Raw genomic sequence first — 15,400 nt, forward strand, 5'->3', positions numbered from 1 at the left:
GATGCCCCTGGCGCATGTTGCGCAGGGGGCAACGCCAGAAAGGGAACAGACCCATGGCCAACGGTACCGTGAAGTGGTTCAATTCGACCAAGGGCTTCGGCTTCATCCAGCCGGATGACGGCACCGCCGACGTCTTCGTCCACATTTCCGCCGTCGAGCGCGCCGGTCTCGGCAACCTCAACGAGGGGCAGCAGGTTTCCTTCGAAGCCGTCCGCGACCCGCGTCGCGGCAAGGTGTCCGCCGAGAACCTGCGCGCTCTCTGAGCGACGCGGAACACGGCAGTGCGAAAGGGCGGCGTCAGCCGCCCTTTTTTGTTTCCGCCATCCGGTTCGCGCCCGGCCCGAACCGGGCCACATCGAGGAGGAAGCCGATGGATCTCGTTGAAAAGCTGCCGGCGATGACCGACGTCGCCCTGTCGAACCTGCAGGACAACGCCACGCGCCTGTCCAAATCCGGGACGGTCAAGCAGAAGGCGGCGGCCGAAGCGCTGTTGCCGGCCGTCCAGGCCGAAATCACGTCACGCATTGTCCCAAAGCCGGTCCGTGCACCGCGCGCCAAGAAGAAGGCGCCGTGAGCGGGCTTGCTGTCCGGTTGGAGGAAAGCCCATGACCCATCACAAGTTCGACGTCGGCCAGTTCGTCCGCGTGTCGCCGGGACGGCTGGAGCGGGTCGCACCCGAAGGCGAGTACCGGATCGAGCGGCAGATGCCCTTCGAGGACGGCGAGTTCAAATACCGCCTGAAGCCGATGGAGGGCGGGCCGGAACGGGTCGTCCGTGAAAGCCAGATCGGCAACCGGGCCTCGGTCGAGACCCTGGCCCAGTCGTTGTACGAGGCGGGATCGGCGACCGGCGTGCCGTGGGCGAGGCGCGACCGCTCCGTCCGCGATGCCTGGGTCGCCGCCGCCGAACAGGAACTCCGCCAAAGGGCCGCCCGGCAGCCCTGAACGCGAACGTTTCCTTTTCCGATGGGCCTGCCTTCGCGAGGGCAGGCCCGCTCGGCTGACCGCTCACTCGATAGTTGCGCCAAATAATCGGGCGCGACATTTCAAACTTTATTTCTCCCGTTGGCGTGAAGCCCGTTGGTTATTTCTGGAAGCGCCATATTTCTTGTTGGGAGCCGCCTTAAAACTCAGGGGCCATGTCCCCTCCTCCAGGCCGCCATCGAGGCAGGCTGTCACGGCGGAATCCGAATTGGAGGCGACCGCGATGTCGGTTCATGCCTACGACTTCACCGCCGATCTGCACAATTCCGGTTCGAAGAACGCCGATGTCGGGAACGACGCCTGGATGGTGGTCGATCTCGCCACCGGCGACGTCGCCTTCCTGAACGGGGCGGCACAGCGGAATCTCAGCGTGGATGAGGCGGACGACATGGCCGCCCTCCTGAACAGGGTTGCCGCGAGCCGCCCTCCCGCAAGGAAAGGATGACACGGCCATGATAACCCCCATGACGAGCGTCGCCGGGCTGGTGCCGCAGGGTGCCGACCGCCTGCGCGAACAATTGCGCTGGGCCGCCGCCGAGCGGCGCTGGCAGGAACCGGCCTCCAAGGGGCACGTCTTTCCGGTCCCTCCGCCCATCGGGCAAGGGGCGCTGCGGCGCGGCGCCCAACTCACCCGCTTCACCCACGCCCATGGAACAGCCGGCGGGGCGGCCAGCGGCGGCGGTGCCTTCTGAGGCGGTGCCTTCTGATCAACGCAGGCGGCACCGGCGGTCCGGTGCCGGTGCCGCAAGAAAAGGCAGGCTTCAATGACGATGTTTTCAAGGGCTCTCGCGATCGCGGTGGCGCTCGCTCTGTCCGGCTGCGCTGGAACGGGCGAGGACGTCGCGGCGGAGCCGACCGCGATGGTCGGCGATCCCAACGGGCATGTGACGGCGCCGGTTCTCCTGGCGCCGCTCGGCGGGATCTTCTAGGCACCATGATCGACGCCGAACTGCTGCGCCGCTATGAGGCGGCCTTCGGCACGACCTTCAACGCGGCACTTTGGGAACGGCGGCCCGGCGACACGGTGAACGGCATGATGCGGGCAGCGCTCGCCGGCGGTGGTCCCCCGGTGACCGACGCCCTCATCGCCGCGGAGCTTCAGGGGCGGATCGCGCCGCCGGAGTCCTCCTGACCGGCTTCCTTGCGCTTGGGTCCGGGCGTCCTCATGTCCTGTTCTCGAAACAAGAGAAAGGGGAGGGCGGCATGGCCGGCGATGCGGAGAAGGGCGGCGCGGAGAAGAAGGTGCATGAGCTGGACGCGGACACGCTGGCCTTCGTCGGCAAGGTGTTCCACTACACGCGCTCGGGCTCCGCGCCCGAACTGACCGACCTGCTGGACCAGGGGCTGCCGCCGAACCTCCGCAACGAGAAGGGCGACAGCCTCCTGATGCTGGCGAGCTATCATGGCCATGCCGACGTGTGCCGGGCGCTGCTGGACCATGGTGCCGATCCGGAGTTGGCGAACGACCGGGGCCAGACGCCGCTCGCCGGGGCTGCCTTCAAGGGCGATGCCGAGGTGGTGCGGCTGCTTCTGGATCATGGGGCGAAGGTGGACGGCTGCGGCCCGGACGGGCGCACGGCCCTGATGGTCGCCGCCATGTTCAACCGCGCCGACATCGTCGAATTGCTGCTGGAGCGCGGTGCGGACCCCACCGCGCGCGATGCTGGCGGCAACAGCGCGATCGATGCCGCCAACGTCATGGGCGCCACCGACACGCCGGAGCTTCTCCTGCGCGCCGTCCAGGCGCGCTGATCGAGATACGCGCTACTCCTGTGCTGGTCGGGCGCCGGCCTTCAGCCGGATCAGCACGTCCACGCGTCCGGGCGTGACGCCGCCCAGCTGTTCCACCAGCGCCCGGACGGCCGGATCGCCCTCGTCGAAGTGATGGAGCTGTCCCGTCTCCTCGCAATAGAGATGGCAGTTGTGGGTCACGTTGGTGTCGAACCAGCTGCGCTCGGCGTCCACCACGATTTCCCGCAGCAGCCCATGTTCGGCCAGCGCGTGCAGGGTGTTGTAGACGGTGGCGCGCACCACGGCGATGCCAGAGGCGCGCGCCTCGCGGTAGAGCCCGTCCGCCGTGACGTGCCGGTCGCCGGCCCCGAACAGAAGCGACAGGAGCGCCAGCCGCTGGTCGGTCACCCGCAGCCCGGCGGCATGGAGCAGCCCGGCGATGGGAGGGTCGGATTTGCGCCCGTGCGGCATGGGATCTCCCGCTTTCGCTGGTTCGGGTCCGTTCCGGTGGTTGCCCCTCAGTTAAGCTTTTGCTAGTTATATAAGCAAGTGATGTTTCGGATAGTTCGCATTCGAAACAGCAAGTGCGGCAGGACGGCGCGCTGGCGCGCGCCCTTGCCTCGGCCGGGTGCCTCGGACGGGTGCCTCGGGTGGGCACTTCGGAGATGGCAATTCCGGATGGGCCGGCGATCCGGCCTTGACAGGCAAAGTTTAGAATTATTCTAATTAGGTGCGGGCCGTGGTTCCGGAAGGGCATCTTCCCTGAGCCACGGCACGGCGGAGGACTCCTACGCGTGCCCAAGGGCCGACAGCCGGAGATGCATTTCCGGGGCCTTCATCTGTTGCAGGTTCCGGGTCGTATGCCGCTCCCGGCATCGCCAAAAACCTCAAGGGAGAAAGCGATGGACAAGACCAACGAGACCCGCCCGGGCGAGGCTGCGGCGCCGAGAGCGTCAGACGGCATCCTGACCAACCGTCAGGGCCACCCGATCACCAACAACCAGTCCCAGCGCACCGTCGGCAGCCGCGGTCCGGCCACGCTGGAGAACTACCAGTTCCTCGAGAAGATCACCCATTTCGACCGCGAGCGCATCCCGGAGCGCGTGGTGCACGCCCGCGGCTTCGTCTGCTACGGCGAGTTCGAGGCGACCGGCAAGATCGGCGACGAGCCGGCCTCCAAATACACCCGCGCCAAGCTGTTCCAGGAGCCCGGCAAGAAGACGCCGCTCGCCATCCGCTTCTCCACCGTCATCGGCGGCCGCGACTCCTCCGAGGCCGCCCGCGACCCGCGCGGCTTCGCGGTGAAGTTCTACACCGAGGACGGCAACTGGGACCTCGTCGGCAACAACCTCGCGATCTTCTTCATCCGCGATGCCATCAAGTTCCCGGACGTGATCCATTCGCTGAAGCCCGATCCGGTGACCTTCCGCCAGGAGCCGAACCGCATCTTCGACTTCATGAGCCAGACGCCCGAATCCATGCACATGCTGACGCACCTGTTCAGCCCGCGCGGGATCCCGGCCAGCTACCGGCACATGGAGGGATTCGGCGTCAACACCTACAAGATGGTCAACGCCCAGGGCGAGACCGTCCTGGTCAAGTACCATTTCCACCCGCGCTGCGGCATCGCCAGCCTGACCGCCGCCGAGGCCGCCCGGGTGCAGGGCGAGGATCTGGGTTCCGCCTCCAAGGACCTCTACGAGGCCATCGAGCGCGGCGAACACCCGCAGTGGGACATGTACGTCCAGATCATGGAGGACCATGACCACCCCGAACTGGACTGGGACCCGCTGGACGACACCAAGATCTGGCCGGAGAAGGACTTCCCCCTGCGCCATGTCGGCGTCATGACGCTGAACCGCAACGTGCAGGATCACTTCAACGAGAACGAACAGATCGCCATGGGCACCGGCGTGCTGGTGGACGGGCTGGACTTCTCGGACGACAAGATGCTGATCGGCCGGACCTTCTCCTACTCCGACACGCAGCGCTACCGCGTCGGCACCAACTACCTCCAGCTGCCGATCAACCAGGCCAAGAACGCCCGCGTCGCCACCAACCTCAACGGCGGCCAGATGTCCTTCTACCGCGACATGGCGCCGGGCCAGAACCCGCACATCAACTTCGAGCCGTCGATCCACAACGGCCTGAAGGAGGACCCGCGCGAGGAGCCGAACAACCCGCCGGAAATCCGCGGCCGGCTGACCCGCAGCGTGCTGGAGCGCCGCAACGACTATGTCCAGGCGCGCGGCCGCTACAACACCATGATGGACTGGGAACGCGACGACCTCGTCCTCAACATGGGCACGCTGCTCGGCCAGTGCGAACGCGACGTCCAGGAACGCATGCTGTGGCACCTGTTGCTCGTCCATGACGATTACGGCACCCGCGTGGGCAAGATGCTGAACATGACCGCCGACGACGTGAAGCACCTCCAGCCCCTGCCCAAGCAGGTGCTGACCGACGAGGACAAGCGCCGTCTCCAGAACCTCGGCAACAACGGCGACAAGATCGACCCGACCGTCTGGGGCCAGTGGACCAGCTCGGTGAAGAACTTCCAGGTCAAGGCCGAGGATGTGCTGGGCGGCATGCGCAAGCCGCTCGACACGAACCAGGGCCAGAGCAAGGCCGCCGAGTAAGGCCGGCTTTCAGGGCCGGAGTTGAAGGGGAGGGGCGGCCAGCGGATGGCCGCCCCTTTTCCTTTGGGGCAGCCGAGGAGGCGGGCCGCCCCATTGACTCCGGTGCCGCACGGGGGCAGCCTCCAGGCCATGTCGCAGGCGTTGAAACTTGATCCTTCGTTGTTGCAGTTCCCGGCGGTGAGCCTCACCGCGGAAGAAAGGCAGGCCGTTCTCGACCGCCTCCACCTGCAGCGAGCGGAGCCTTGGATCGAGGATCTGGCGATCCGAGCGGAAGAGCGGCGCCGTCAGCAGGCAGAATCACAGCGAAATCTGCGCACCGCCTTCGATCTTTTTCGCCGGGCAGCTGCCGGGGATGATGGTGACTTGGCGTCGGTGACGGCGAGCATCGTGTCCCGCCAGCGGGCTTTCGAAAAGGAGCTGCGCCCGGAGTTCAACGGCATCGCGGCGGCTTTGGCCAAAGCACGCAAGCTCGCCGAGCAGCGGAGCGCGGAGTTTCGGGCGGCCATCATTCCCTTGATCGACCGGGGCTTGGAACTCGACGCGAACCGGGTGAGATACTTCCGGGATTCCGCCATTCAATTCCAGGCGCTGGGCTGCGAACAGGACGGCCATAGGATCGCGGAAACCCTCTATGACGACGAGCTTCGCGTCCAGGCGGTCGCCGGCCTGTTCGATGATGCCTCGGCGGCACGCCGGCGCCGGCTCGTCGCCAGCCTCTGCCTGCTCGGGAAGGAACCAGCCAATTCACGGCTTCAACTGACTCCCGTCGGCGTGACTTCCTCCATCTGGATCATGCTTGCGGACGCCCCGACGGCCGTCATCCTGAAACGGAAGCGCGAAGCGGAACAGGATGCCCTCATCGCCGTCACGCTTGCCGAGTTCAAGCCGGTGCTGGGCGACGGGCTGGCGATCCTCTCCGGCGGGGCCGGCTGGTCCTTCCGGAACGGCCGGCTCGAAATCGGTCTCGGCCAGGGCGAGGACGTGGACTGGTCCCGCGCATTTTCGGAACGGCCTGCGGCCGAGGAACTGATCACTGGAGAGTTCGGCGAGGAAGCCGTTGAGTGGTGACGGCTTCATTCCGGGCCGAGGCGACCTCCTTTGGATTCTGTTCGGGCGCTCGCCCGAGAGCGGGGATGTTTTCGGGCATGAACAACAGGGACGGCGCCCGGCCTTTTGTCTGAGCCCCTACGACTACAACGAACAGCGCGGCATGGCCGTCGTCTGCCCCGTCACATCCAGGATCAGGGGCTATGAGCGCACCGAGGTCCGTCTGCCGCCAGGGCTCCTGGACAGGACTTCGGTCGTCCTGGTGGATCAGGTCCGTGCGATCGACTGGCGTGCGCGGAAGGGCCAGCTCATCGGCGCATGCCCGTTCGAAACCGTGCATGAGGTCCTTCGCAAGCTGAGGGCGATCACCGGGTGATGGTGGCGGCTCAACCTTTTCGACGATGATCAGCAGGTGGCGCTTCTTGCCCGGCCTCATCCAAGGAGCTGTCTTTCATCAGATCTTCTGGCGCAGCGAATTCCGCTGGAACCTTGCTTTCGCGCAATGCCCGCCGAAACGCATCCGACAAGTCGGCCGGGCGAAGGTGGCGGCGGGGATCCGCTGTGGGAGGATGTTCGTACTCGGCACGTTCCTCTGGGGACAAAGGGGCCTCCAAAGATTGCTCCAATGAAGATACTCCGATGCCGGCATAATGTCGAAAGTTGCCGCCAAATCCCTTAACGGCTGCGGCGAGAGCCCACGGCAATTCCGCCCGCTGAAACCGTACGAGCGTCCAGCGGGTTGATCCCCGCCCCCCGCCGCTCTAACGTGCGCCGGACAGGGCGCGACCGGGTGTTCCACGGCTCACCCGTGCCTGGACGTGGCCGGCGGCCGGCGTCCGGGGGCGCCGGACGGAGTTTGGAAGGCAAGGCCCAGTTTCATGCAGGACTATGTCAGGAAGATTCTCACCGCGCGCGTCTACGACGTGGCGGTGGAAAGCCCGCTCGATCCGATGGCGCGGCTGTCGCGGCGGCTCGGCAACACGGTGCTGCTGAAGCGGGAGGATCTCCAGCCGGTCTTTTCCTTCAAGCTGCGCGGTGCCTACAACAAGATGGCCCAGCTCTCCGACGAGGCGCGCGCGCGCGGCGTGGTCTGCGCGTCGGCCGGCAACCACGCGCAGGGCGTGGCGCTCTCCGCGCAGAAGCTCGGCATCAAGGCGATCATCGTCATGCCGAGCACCACCCCCGCCATCAAGGTGGAGGCGGTGCGCAGCCGCGGCGGCCACATCGTGCTGCACGGCGACACCTTCGACGAAGCGTCCCTCCACGCGCGCCAGATCGAGTCCGAACAGGGACTGACCTTCATCCATCCCTACGACGACCCGGACGTGATCGCCGGCCAGGGCACGGTGGGCATGGAGATCCTGCGCCAGCACCCGCACCCGCTGAACGCGATTTTCGTGCAGATCGGCGGCGGCGGGCTGGCGGCGGGTGTGGCCGCCTACGTCAAGTTCCTGCGGCCCGACGTGAAGGTGATCGGGGTGGAGCCGGACGACGCCGCCAGCATGGGGGCGGCCATCGCCGCCGGCAAGCGGGTGCAGCTCGACCAGGTCGGGCTCTTCGCCGACGGCGTCGCCGTGCGCCAGGCCGGCAGCGAGACCTTCCGCCTGTGCCGGGAACTGCTGGACGAGGTCATCACCGTCAACACCGACGAGATCTGCGCTGCGGTGAAGGACATCTTCGAGGACACCCGCGCGATCACCGAGCCCTCGGGCGCCGTCGGCATCGCCGGGCTGAAGAAATACGCCGAGCGCGAGAACCTGGAAGGCGCCGGCCTGGTCGCCATCGGCAGCGGCGCCAACATGAACTTCGACCGGCTGCGCCACATCGCCGAGCGGGCGGAGATCGGCGAGCGGCGCGAGGCGCTGTTCGCCGTGACCATCCCGGAGGAGTCCGGCAGCTATCTCCGCTTCATCGAGGCGCTGGGCCGGCGCTCCGTCACCGAGTTCAACTACCGCTACGCCGACAGCCGCGAGGCGCAGATCTTCGTCGGCGTGCAGCTGACCGGGGGCGAGGCGGAGAAGCGCCAGATCATCGAGACCCTGCGCGGCATGAACCTTCCCGTGCTCGACATGAGCGACAACGAAATGGCCAAGCTGCACGTCCGCTACATGGTCGGCGGCCGGGTGCCGGGCTTGAAGGACGAGGTGATCTACCGCTTCCAGTTCCCGGAGCGGCCGGGCGCCCTGCTAAAGTTCCTGAAGGGCATGGCGCAGGACTGGAACATCTCGCTCTTCCATTACCGCAACCACGGTGCCGACTATGGCCGCGTGCTGGCCGGCCTCCAGGTGCCGATGGCCGACCGAGAGCGCTTCCGCCGCTGCCTGGACGAGCTGGGCTATCCCTACTGGGACGAGACCGAGAACCCGTCCTACCAGCTGTTCCTCGCCGGAACGGGAAAGGCCGGCTGAGGGGCAGGCTTTTAGCTCTTCGGAGAGACTTTGGTGCGCAAATCGGCGTGACAGCGGAGTCCGCCGCAGAGCAGGGGTAATCAGGCGACCTTGCGAGTGACCGGCATGCCCAAGCTGGTCAAGACGTTCATGACCTTGCATCCGGCGGTCGCCTCGACCTTCTGGGTGCGCAGAGTCCGGGCACGTAGGCTGTGCCCGATCAGCGCCTTGTAGCGGAGCATCGCCACCTCGACGAGGGAACGGCGGCCGTACCCGACAGCCTTCTGCCAGCCGAGCCGGCCACGCTCGGAGATCACTTGAAGGTGTCGGTCGCGCTGGGTCGGCGCGGTTTGGGCGGTGTCGCTCGTTACGGCCGTGGAGCGGGGCGGGATGATCACCTCTGCCTCTGCCGTATGGGCGGTTATGGCTTGGTAGATGGGTTCACCATCGTAGGTACCGTCGGCCAGGACCGCGCCGAGCGGGCGGTCGATCCTCTCCAGCATGGGAGCGACCAGCGACGCATCCCCTTCTTCGGAGGTCATCAGCTCTGAAGTGAGGATCTCGCCGGTGTCGGGATTGACGGCCAAGTGCAGTTTGCGCCAACTCCGACGTGGCTTTCCGCCATGCTTTTCCTGATGCCACTCGCCGGCGCCGAACACTTTCAGCCCGGTGGAGTCGATCACCACGTTCACCGGTCCGGCGGCCTTCCTCAGCACCACGCCGATCGTCAGGTCGGCGCCTCGGCGCGAGAAGGTCGTGTGATCCGGGACCGGCAGGTCCAGGCCGAGCAAGCGCATGAGCGAGCCCAACAACCCTTCGGTCGGCCGCCAGGGACGGCCAAACGCGAGGCGTAGCATCATTCCGGCCTCAATGGCGATTTCCGAGTAGCGCTGCGGTCGGCCACGCCGGCCCGTGCTGGCGGGCCTCCAGGCCGCGATCGCCTCGGGCGTCACCCAGATCGTCAGGTCGCCGCGTCGACGCAACGCCGCATCGTAAGCCTACCAGTTCTCGACGCGGTACCAGGCCTTTGGGATCTTGTGGCGGCGGCACTCGTTCGCCTTGTACGGCATGCGGCTCTCGGCTTCGGTGGGAGGCTTCTATACCCGCCAAGGCCCTTCGTCGCCAGACCGCGACCGAACTATGCGCCAAGATCTTGAAGCATAGGCTGCGGGCGCTGCTTCCAGCTACCCGCAGCGCTGCCAACTGGCATCACTCCCCGGGCACCGCGGCCATCGCCCTATGCCCGGTCTCACCGGCTGGCCGGCGGCCGGCGCCGGCCAGCTGGCGCAGCAGCACGTAGAAGACCGGCGTCAGGATCAGCCCGAACAGCGTGACGCCGATCATGCCGGAGAAGACCGCGATGCCCATCGCCTGGCGCATCTCGGACCCGGCGCCGGTGGAGATGATCAGCGGCACCACGCCCATGATGAAGGCGATGGAGGTCATCAGGATCGGGCGCAGCCGCAGCCGGCTCGCCTCGATGGCCGCCTGCACGGGGCTGCGGCCCTGAAGCTCCAGCTCGCGGGCGAACTCCACGATCAGGATGGCGTTCTTCGCCGACAGGCCGACCAGCACCATGAAGCCGATCTGGGTGAAGATGTTGTTGTCGCCCCCCGTCAGCCACACGCCGGCCAGCGCCGACAGGATGCTCATCGGCACGATCAGCAGAATGGCGAGCGGCAGGGTCAAGCTCTCGTACTGGGCGGCCAGCACCAGGAAGACCAGCAGCACGCTGATCGGGAAGATCCACAGCGCGGCGTTGCCGGCCAGGATCTGCTGGTAGGTCAGGTCGGTCCATTCGAAGCGCATGCCGCGCGGCAGCACCTCCGCCGCGATGCGCTCGGCCGCGGCTTCCGCCTGGCCCGAGGAATAGCCCGGCGCCGGGCCGCCGTTGATGTCGGCCGCCGTGTAGCCGTTGTAGCGCACCACCATCTCCGGCCCGTAGCTCTGCGACACGGTGACCAGCGAGGACAGCGGCACCATCGCCCCCTGCTCGTTGCGCGTCTTCAGCAGCCCGATGTCGTCCGGCCGGGCGCGGAAGGGCGCGTCGGCCTGCACCCGCACCTGATAGACGCGGCCGAAGCTGTTGAAGTCGTTGACGTAGAGCGAGCCCAGATAGATCTGCATTGTGTCGAACACCTCGTCCACCGACACGCCGAGCTGCTTGGCCTTCACGCGGTCGAGATCGACGTCGAGCTGCGGCACGTTGATCTGGTAGCTGGAAAAGCTTGGCCCCAGCTCCGGCGTCTCGGCGGCCCTCTTCACGAAGGCGCCCACGGCCTCGTTCAGCGCCTCGTAGCCGAGCGAGCCGCGGTCCTCGATCTGCATCTTGAAGCCGCCGAGCGTGCCCAGGCCCATGACGGGCGGGGGCGGGAAGATGGCGACGAAAGCCTCCTTCATCCCGGCGTAGCGCTTCTGAAGCTCGCCGGCGATGGCGCCCGCCGACAGGGCGGGATCCTTGCGCTCCGCGAAGGGCTTCAGCGCGACGAAGACGATGCCGGCGCTGGAGCTGTTGGTGAATCCGTTGACCGACAGGCCGGGGAAGGCCACCGCATTCTCCACTCCGGGATGGGCCAGCGCCACGTCCGTCATGTCGCGGATCACCTGTTCGGTCCGGTCCAGCGAGGCGCCGGTCGGCAGCTGGGCGAAGCTGACGAGATACTCCTTGTCCTGGAGCGGCACGAAGCCGGCCGGCACGGCGCGCCCGAGATAGCCCGCCGCGCCCAGCAGCACTGCATAGAGCAGCAGCATGGAGCCCTTGCGCCGCAGCACGCCGCCCACGCCCCGCCCGTAGCCGCTGGACGCCCGGTTGAAGCCGCGGTTGAACAGGCGGAAGAAGCCGCCGAAGACCCGGTTCATGGCGCGGGTCAGCCAGTCCTGCGGCTGGTCGTGGCCGCGCAGCAGCACGGCCGCCAGGGCCGGCGACAGGGTCAGCGAGTTGAAGGCGGAGATGACGGTGGAGATCGCGATGGTCATCGCGAACTGCCGGTAGAATTCGCCTGTCAGGCCGGTCATGGCCGCCAGCGGCACGAAGACGGCGACCAGCGTCAGGGCGATGGCGATGATCGGTCCCGACACCTCCTGCATCGCGCGGTATGTGGCTTCCTTGGCCGACAGGCCGGACTCGATGTTGCGCTCGACGTTCTCCACCACGACGATGGCGTCGTCCACGACGATGCCGATCGCCAGCACCATGCCGAACAGCGACAGCGCGTTGACCGAATAGCCGAAGGCCAGCATCAGCGAGAAGGTGCCGATGATGGAGACCGGCACGGCCAGCAGCGGGATGATGGAGGCGCGCCAGGTCTGGAGGAAGACGATCACCACCAGCACGACCAGCGCCACCGCCTCCAGCAGCGTGTGGATGACCGCCTCGATGCTGGCACGGACGAACTGGGTCGGGTCGTAGACGATGCTGTAGTCCACGCCCTCGGGCATGTCGGCCTTCAGGTCGGCCATCGCCTCGCGCACCGCGTCGGAGATGGCGAGCGCGTTGGCGCCCGGCGCCTGGTTGATGGCGAGCGCCACCGCCGGCTTGTTGTTCAGCAGGGAGCGCAGCCCGTATTGCGCTGCCGCCAGCTCGACCCGCGCTACGTCGCGCAGATGGGTGACGCCGCCGTCCGCACCGGCCTTCAGAATGATGTCACCGAACTCTTCCGGCGTCTTCAGCCGGCCACGCGCGTTGATGGACAGCTGCAGCGGCACGTCCGGCAGGGTGGGGGAGGCGCCGATGACGCCGGCCGCGACCTGCACGTTCTGCTCGCGGATGGCGTTCACCACGTCATTCGCGGTCAGGCCGCGCTGGGCCACCTTCTGCGGGTCGAGCCAGACACGCATGGCGTAGTCGCCCGAGCCCCAGACCTGCACCTCGCCCACGCCGCCGATGCGCGCCAGCCGGTCCTTCACGTTCAGGACCGCGTAGTTGCGCAGGTAGGTCATATCGTAACGGTCGTTCGGCGACAGCAGATGCACCACCATGGTCAGGGTGGGCGAGCTTTTCACCGTGGTGACGCCCAGCCGCTGCACCTCCTCCGGCAGGCGCGGCAGCGCCTGGGAGACGCGGTTCTGCACGAGCTGCTGCGCCTTGTCCGGGTCGGTGCCCAGGCGGAAGGTCACGGTCAGCGCGATGTTGCCGTCGCTGTTGGCCTGCGACTGCATGTAGATCATGTTCTCGACGCCGTTGATCTGCTCCTCCAGCGGGGAGGCGACGGTCTCGGCGATGACCTTGGGGTTGGCGCCCGGGAACTGGGCGCGCACGACGACGGACGGCGGCACCACCTCCGGATATTCGGAGATGGGCAGCCGGAACATGGCGATCAGCCCGGCGAGCAGCACGAGGACCGACAGCACGCCGGCGAAGATCGGCCGGTCGATGAAGAAGCGTGAGATGTTCATGATGCACCTTGCGTGCGAAGGGCCTCGGGCTCCCCCTTAGCGGGAGAGTGCCGCCGTTTCGGTGCCCGTGCTTTCCATGGCGACCATGTTGGCGCGGACCTGCGTGCCCGGACGGGCGAGTTGGATGCCGTTGACGACGATGCGGTCGCCGGCCGTCAGGCCGGAGGTCACGACGCGCAGGCCCTCCTGGAGCGGGCCGAGCGTGACCGGACGGTATTCGACCTTGTCCTCGGCGTTGACGGCGAGGACGAACTTGCGGTCCTGGTCGGTGCCGACCGCGCGCTCGTCGATCAGGATGGCGCCGTAGGGGGCCGCACCGCCGACCCGCACGCGGGCGTAGAGGCCGGGGACCAGCCGTCCCTCCGGATTGTCGAAGCGGGCGCGGACGCGGATGGTGCCGGACACGCTGTCCAGCCGGTTGTCCACATGCTCCACCGTGCCGGTGCGGGAATAGCCCGTCTCGTTGGCGAGGCCGAGCCGCACCGGGATGTCGCCCGCGTCGCGCACCGGCGCGATGTGGCGCAGGTAGGTCTGCTCGTCCACGTCGAAGGAGGCGTAGATCGACGACACCGACACCAGCGTGGTCAGGGACTCCGCCGCCGCACCCGCCGCGACCACGTTGCCGACCGTCCGCTCCGCCCGCGACACGCGGCCCGACACGGGGGCCGTGACCTGGGTGTAGGACAGGTTCAGACGGGCGGCGTCCAGTGCGGCTTCGGCCGCCTTCAGGTTCGCGGCGGCCTCGCGGGCGGCGTTCTCCTTCTCGTCCAGCGTGCTGCGGGAGATGGTGTCGTCCTTGACCAGCCGCTGTGCGCGGTTGAGGTCGGAGGTCGTGAAGCGCAGCCGCGCCTGTGCCGCGGCGACGCGGGCCTCGGCCTGGGCCACCTCCGCCTCGTAGGGGCGCGGGTCGATGGTGAAGAGCACGTCGCCGGCCTTCACCAGCGCGCCGTTGCGGAAATGCACGGCGGTGATGGTGCCGGGGACGCGCGGGCGGATCTCGACATGGTCCACGGCCTCCAGACGGCCGGAATAGGACTGCCAGTCGGTCACCTGCCGCTCAAGCACGGTGGCCACGTCCACCTCCGCCAGCGGAGCGGCGGCGGCGGCCGGTGGCGTTTCCTGCGCGCCGGCCGGGCTGCGCAGGGTGGAGAGTCCGGCGCCGGCGGCGACCGAGACACCAGCCGCCAGGAGGACGGCGAACTTCATACGGGATGCGGTCATGATGCGTCCTGGGATTCGGAAGTTTGATCGGGGTTGGTTCGGGGAGCGGCGCCCGCGAGGCGGCGCCTCAGGAAGTCGGAGACGGCGCGCAGGGCCGGCGGGTGGCCGGCGAGCGCCGCGTGGGACAGGCCGGGAAAGCGCGTCGCCTCGGTCGGCACGCCGGCCGCGATCAGGCGGGAGGCCAGGCATTCGGCCTCGGGACGCAGCACGTCGCGTTCGGCCGTCAGCACCAGGGTTGGCGGCATCCGGTCGAGCCGGAGGGAGTCCAGCGGCATGGCGTAGGGATGAACGCGCGACGCGGCGTCCGGCAGATAGGCGCGGTAGAAGCGCGCGCAGGCGGCCACCGACAGGTCGGATTTCAGCTTCCGTTCGTCGCCGGTCCGCGTGAGGCTGGGGTCCAGCATCGGGCCGAGCAGCGCCAGGGCGGCGACGCCGGGACCGCCCCGGTCGCAGATCGCGAAGAGGAGGGAGAGGGCGACATGGCCGCCGGCCTCGTGGGCGGCGATGCCGACGGGGCCGGGCCGCACGCCCAGCGCCTCCGCCCGTTCCGCCAGCCAAACGGCGGCCCGGTGCGCGTCCTCCACCGCGGCGGGGAAGGGGTGGCTGGGGGCCAGCGAATAGCCGACCGACAGCACCAGCGCCGGAACGCTCCGCGCGATGGCCGCGGCGGCCGCGTCCGCCTCGTCGAGCGAGCCGGAGGTGAAGCCGCCGCCATGCAGGTAGAGCAGGGCGGGAAGGGAACCGTCCGCCAGGGGACGGTAGAGCCGCAGGGCAACGGGCCGGACGCCGGGAACGGCGTGTTCCTCGGTGGCGAGGGTCATGGCGGGAACGGCGGACAGCGCACGGTCTGGACCGTGCCCGCCTCCGCCTGTTCCCTGCGTCCCTTTACCCTCTTTCCTCGGCCCCATCTCGATCCGGCGCGGCGCGCCCCTCCTGCATTGCGACAGGGGGGAGTGTCGTCGGATGGGGCGCCCCGATAAAGACGCGGGGATCGTGA

Annotated in this window: 16 protein-coding genes and 1 pseudogene; 12 read left to right on the forward strand and 5 right to left on the reverse strand. The window is 67.9% G+C overall.

The features are described from left to right. Window positions 1-53 precede the first annotated feature (53 nt). The 8 genes from JUB11_RS16675 (at window position 54) to JUB11_RS16710 (ending at window position 2,735) form a co-directional block, all read left to right on the forward strand. Window positions 54-263, forward strand: a complete 210-nt coding sequence (locus tag JUB11_RS16675) for a cold-shock protein (protein ID WP_207459696.1) — start codon at window positions 54-56, stop codon at window positions 261-263. A gap of 107 nt (window positions 264-370) precedes the next feature. Continuing rightward, on the forward strand, window positions 371-574 hold the full coding sequence (locus tag JUB11_RS16680; RefSeq protein WP_207459697.1) for a hypothetical protein: 204 nt from the start codon (window positions 371-373) through the stop codon (window positions 572-574). A gap of 31 nt (window positions 575-605) precedes the next feature. Further along, window positions 606-944: a hypothetical protein gene (locus JUB11_RS16685; protein WP_207459698.1), complete on the forward strand. Its 339-nt coding sequence runs from the start codon at window positions 606-608 to the stop codon at window positions 942-944. A 262-nt stretch (window positions 945-1,206) separates the two neighbouring features. After that, on the forward strand, window positions 1,207-1,428 hold the full coding sequence (locus tag JUB11_RS16690; RefSeq protein ID WP_207459699.1) for a hypothetical protein: 222 nt from the start codon (window positions 1,207-1,209) through the stop codon (window positions 1,426-1,428). Window positions 1,429-1,447: 19 nt separating this feature from the next. Continuing rightward, window positions 1,448-1,675 carry a hypothetical protein gene (locus JUB11_RS16695; RefSeq protein WP_247887113.1) on the forward strand — a complete coding sequence of 76 codons (228 nt, stop codon included), beginning with the start codon at window positions 1,448-1,450 and terminating at the stop codon, window positions 1,673-1,675. Window positions 1,676-1,747: 72 nt separating this feature from the next. After that, window positions 1,748-1,912, forward strand: coding sequence for a hypothetical protein (locus tag JUB11_RS16700; protein WP_207459700.1), 165 nt, complete (start codon window positions 1,748-1,750; stop codon window positions 1,910-1,912). Window positions 1,913-1,917: 5 nt separating this feature from the next. Further along, window positions 1,918-2,115 (forward strand): hypothetical protein, encoded by a 198-nt coding sequence (locus JUB11_RS16705; RefSeq protein WP_207459701.1) that lies wholly within the window; start codon window positions 1,918-1,920, stop codon window positions 2,113-2,115. A 71-nt stretch (window positions 2,116-2,186) separates the two neighbouring features. After that, entirely contained in the window at window positions 2,187-2,735 is a 549-nt protein-coding gene (locus JUB11_RS16710; protein ID WP_207459702.1) for an ankyrin repeat domain-containing protein, read from the forward strand. Between the two features lie 12 nt (window positions 2,736-2,747). Here the strand turns inward: JUB11_RS16710 and JUB11_RS16715 are convergent, their stop codons facing one another. After that, window positions 2,748-3,185, reverse strand: a complete 438-nt coding sequence (locus JUB11_RS16715; RefSeq protein WP_207459703.1) for a Fur family transcriptional regulator — start codon at window positions 3,183-3,185, stop codon at window positions 2,748-2,750. 431 nt (window positions 3,186-3,616) lie between these two features. Between JUB11_RS16715 and JUB11_RS16720 the strand changes: the two genes are divergently transcribed. The 4 genes from JUB11_RS16720 to ilvA all read left to right on the forward strand — a co-directional run bounded on the left by JUB11_RS16720 (window position 3,617) and on the right by ilvA (window position 8,808). Beyond that, on the forward strand, window positions 3,617-5,353 hold the full coding sequence (locus JUB11_RS16720; RefSeq protein WP_207459704.1) for a catalase: 1,737 nt from the start codon (window positions 3,617-3,619) through the stop codon (window positions 5,351-5,353). A gap of 129 nt (window positions 5,354-5,482) precedes the next feature. Continuing rightward, window positions 5,483-6,421: a hypothetical protein gene (locus JUB11_RS16725; protein WP_207459705.1), complete on the forward strand. Its 939-nt coding sequence runs from the start codon at window positions 5,483-5,485 to the stop codon at window positions 6,419-6,421. After that, window positions 6,411-6,776: a type II toxin-antitoxin system PemK/MazF family toxin gene (locus tag JUB11_RS16730; protein ID WP_207459706.1), complete on the forward strand. Its 366-nt coding sequence runs from the start codon at window positions 6,411-6,413 to the stop codon at window positions 6,774-6,776. The genes JUB11_RS16725 and JUB11_RS16730 overlap by 11 nt, the downstream gene beginning before the upstream one ends. 502 nt (window positions 6,777-7,278) lie before the next feature. After that, a complete protein-coding gene (gene ilvA, locus JUB11_RS16735) occupies window positions 7,279-8,808 on the forward strand; it encodes a threonine ammonia-lyase, biosynthetic (protein ID WP_207459707.1) in 1,530 nt (509 codons plus the stop codon). Between the two features lie 80 nt (window positions 8,809-8,888). Here the strand turns inward: ilvA and JUB11_RS16740 are convergent. The 4 genes and pseudogenes from JUB11_RS16740 to JUB11_RS16755 form a co-directional block, all read right to left on the reverse strand. After that, window positions 8,889-9,857 (reverse strand): annotated as a pseudogene (locus JUB11_RS16740) (IS5 family transposase). Window positions 9,858-9,996: 139 nt separating this feature from the next. After that, complete coding sequence (locus JUB11_RS16745) at window positions 9,997-13,182, reverse strand: efflux RND transporter permease subunit (RefSeq protein ID WP_207459708.1); 3,186 nt, start codon at window positions 13,180-13,182, stop codon at window positions 9,997-9,999. Window positions 13,183-13,218: 36 nt separating this feature from the next. Continuing rightward, a complete protein-coding gene (locus JUB11_RS16750; RefSeq protein ID WP_207459709.1) occupies window positions 13,219-14,403 on the reverse strand; it encodes an efflux RND transporter periplasmic adaptor subunit in 1,185 nt (394 codons plus the stop codon). Then, entirely contained in the window at window positions 14,400-15,224 is an 825-nt protein-coding gene (locus JUB11_RS16755; RefSeq protein WP_207459710.1) for an alpha/beta hydrolase, read from the reverse strand. Before JUB11_RS16755 ends, JUB11_RS16750 begins: the two co-directional genes overlap by 4 nt. Window positions 15,225-15,400: the final 176 nt, after the last annotated feature.

The sequence above is a fragment of the Azospirillum sp. SYSU D00513 genome, assembly GCF_017356015.1.
GTDB lineage: Bacteria > Pseudomonadota > Alphaproteobacteria > Azospirillales > Azospirillaceae > Azospirillum.

Bases quoted from the DNA above. Each gene is read 5' to 3' on its own strand.
- JUB11_RS16675 (WP_207459696.1), top strand. From the start codon at position 54: ATGGCCAACGGTACCGTGAAGTGGTTCAATTCGACCAAGGGCTTCGGC.
- JUB11_RS16680 (WP_207459697.1), top strand. From the start codon at position 371: ATGGATCTCGTTGAAAAGCTGCCGGCGATGACCGACGTCGCCCTGTCG.
- JUB11_RS16685 (WP_207459698.1), top strand. From the start codon at position 606: ATGACCCATCACAAGTTCGACGTCGGCCAGTTCGTCCGCGTGTCGCCG.
- JUB11_RS16690 (WP_207459699.1), top strand. From the start codon at position 1,207: ATGTCGGTTCATGCCTACGACTTCACCGCCGATCTGCACAATTCCGGT.
- JUB11_RS16695 (WP_247887113.1), top strand. From the start codon at position 1,448: ATGACGAGCGTCGCCGGGCTGGTGCCGCAGGGTGCCGACCGCCTGCGC.
- JUB11_RS16700 (WP_207459700.1), top strand. From the start codon at position 1,748: ATGACGATGTTTTCAAGGGCTCTCGCGATCGCGGTGGCGCTCGCTCTG.
- JUB11_RS16705 (WP_207459701.1), top strand. From the start codon at position 1,918: ATGATCGACGCCGAACTGCTGCGCCGCTATGAGGCGGCCTTCGGCACG.
- JUB11_RS16710 (WP_207459702.1), top strand. From the start codon at position 2,187: ATGGCCGGCGATGCGGAGAAGGGCGGCGCGGAGAAGAAGGTGCATGAG.
- JUB11_RS16715 (WP_207459703.1), bottom strand. From the start codon at position 3,185: ATGCCGCACGGGCGCAAATCCGACCCTCCCATCGCCGGGCTGCTCCAT.
- JUB11_RS16720 (WP_207459704.1), top strand. From the start codon at position 3,617: ATGGACAAGACCAACGAGACCCGCCCGGGCGAGGCTGCGGCGCCGAGA.
- JUB11_RS16725 (WP_207459705.1), top strand. From the start codon at position 5,483: ATGTCGCAGGCGTTGAAACTTGATCCTTCGTTGTTGCAGTTCCCGGCG.
- ilvA (WP_207459707.1), top strand. From the start codon at position 7,279: ATGCAGGACTATGTCAGGAAGATTCTCACCGCGCGCGTCTACGACGTG.
- JUB11_RS16745 (WP_207459708.1), bottom strand. From the start codon at position 13,182: ATGAACATCTCACGCTTCTTCATCGACCGGCCGATCTTCGCCGGCGTG.
- JUB11_RS16750 (WP_207459709.1), bottom strand. From the start codon at position 14,403: ATGACCGCATCCCGTATGAAGTTCGCCGTCCTCCTGGCGGCTGGTGTC.
- JUB11_RS16755 (WP_207459710.1), bottom strand. From the start codon at position 15,224: ATGACCCTCGCCACCGAGGAACACGCCGTTCCCGGCGTCCGGCCCGTT.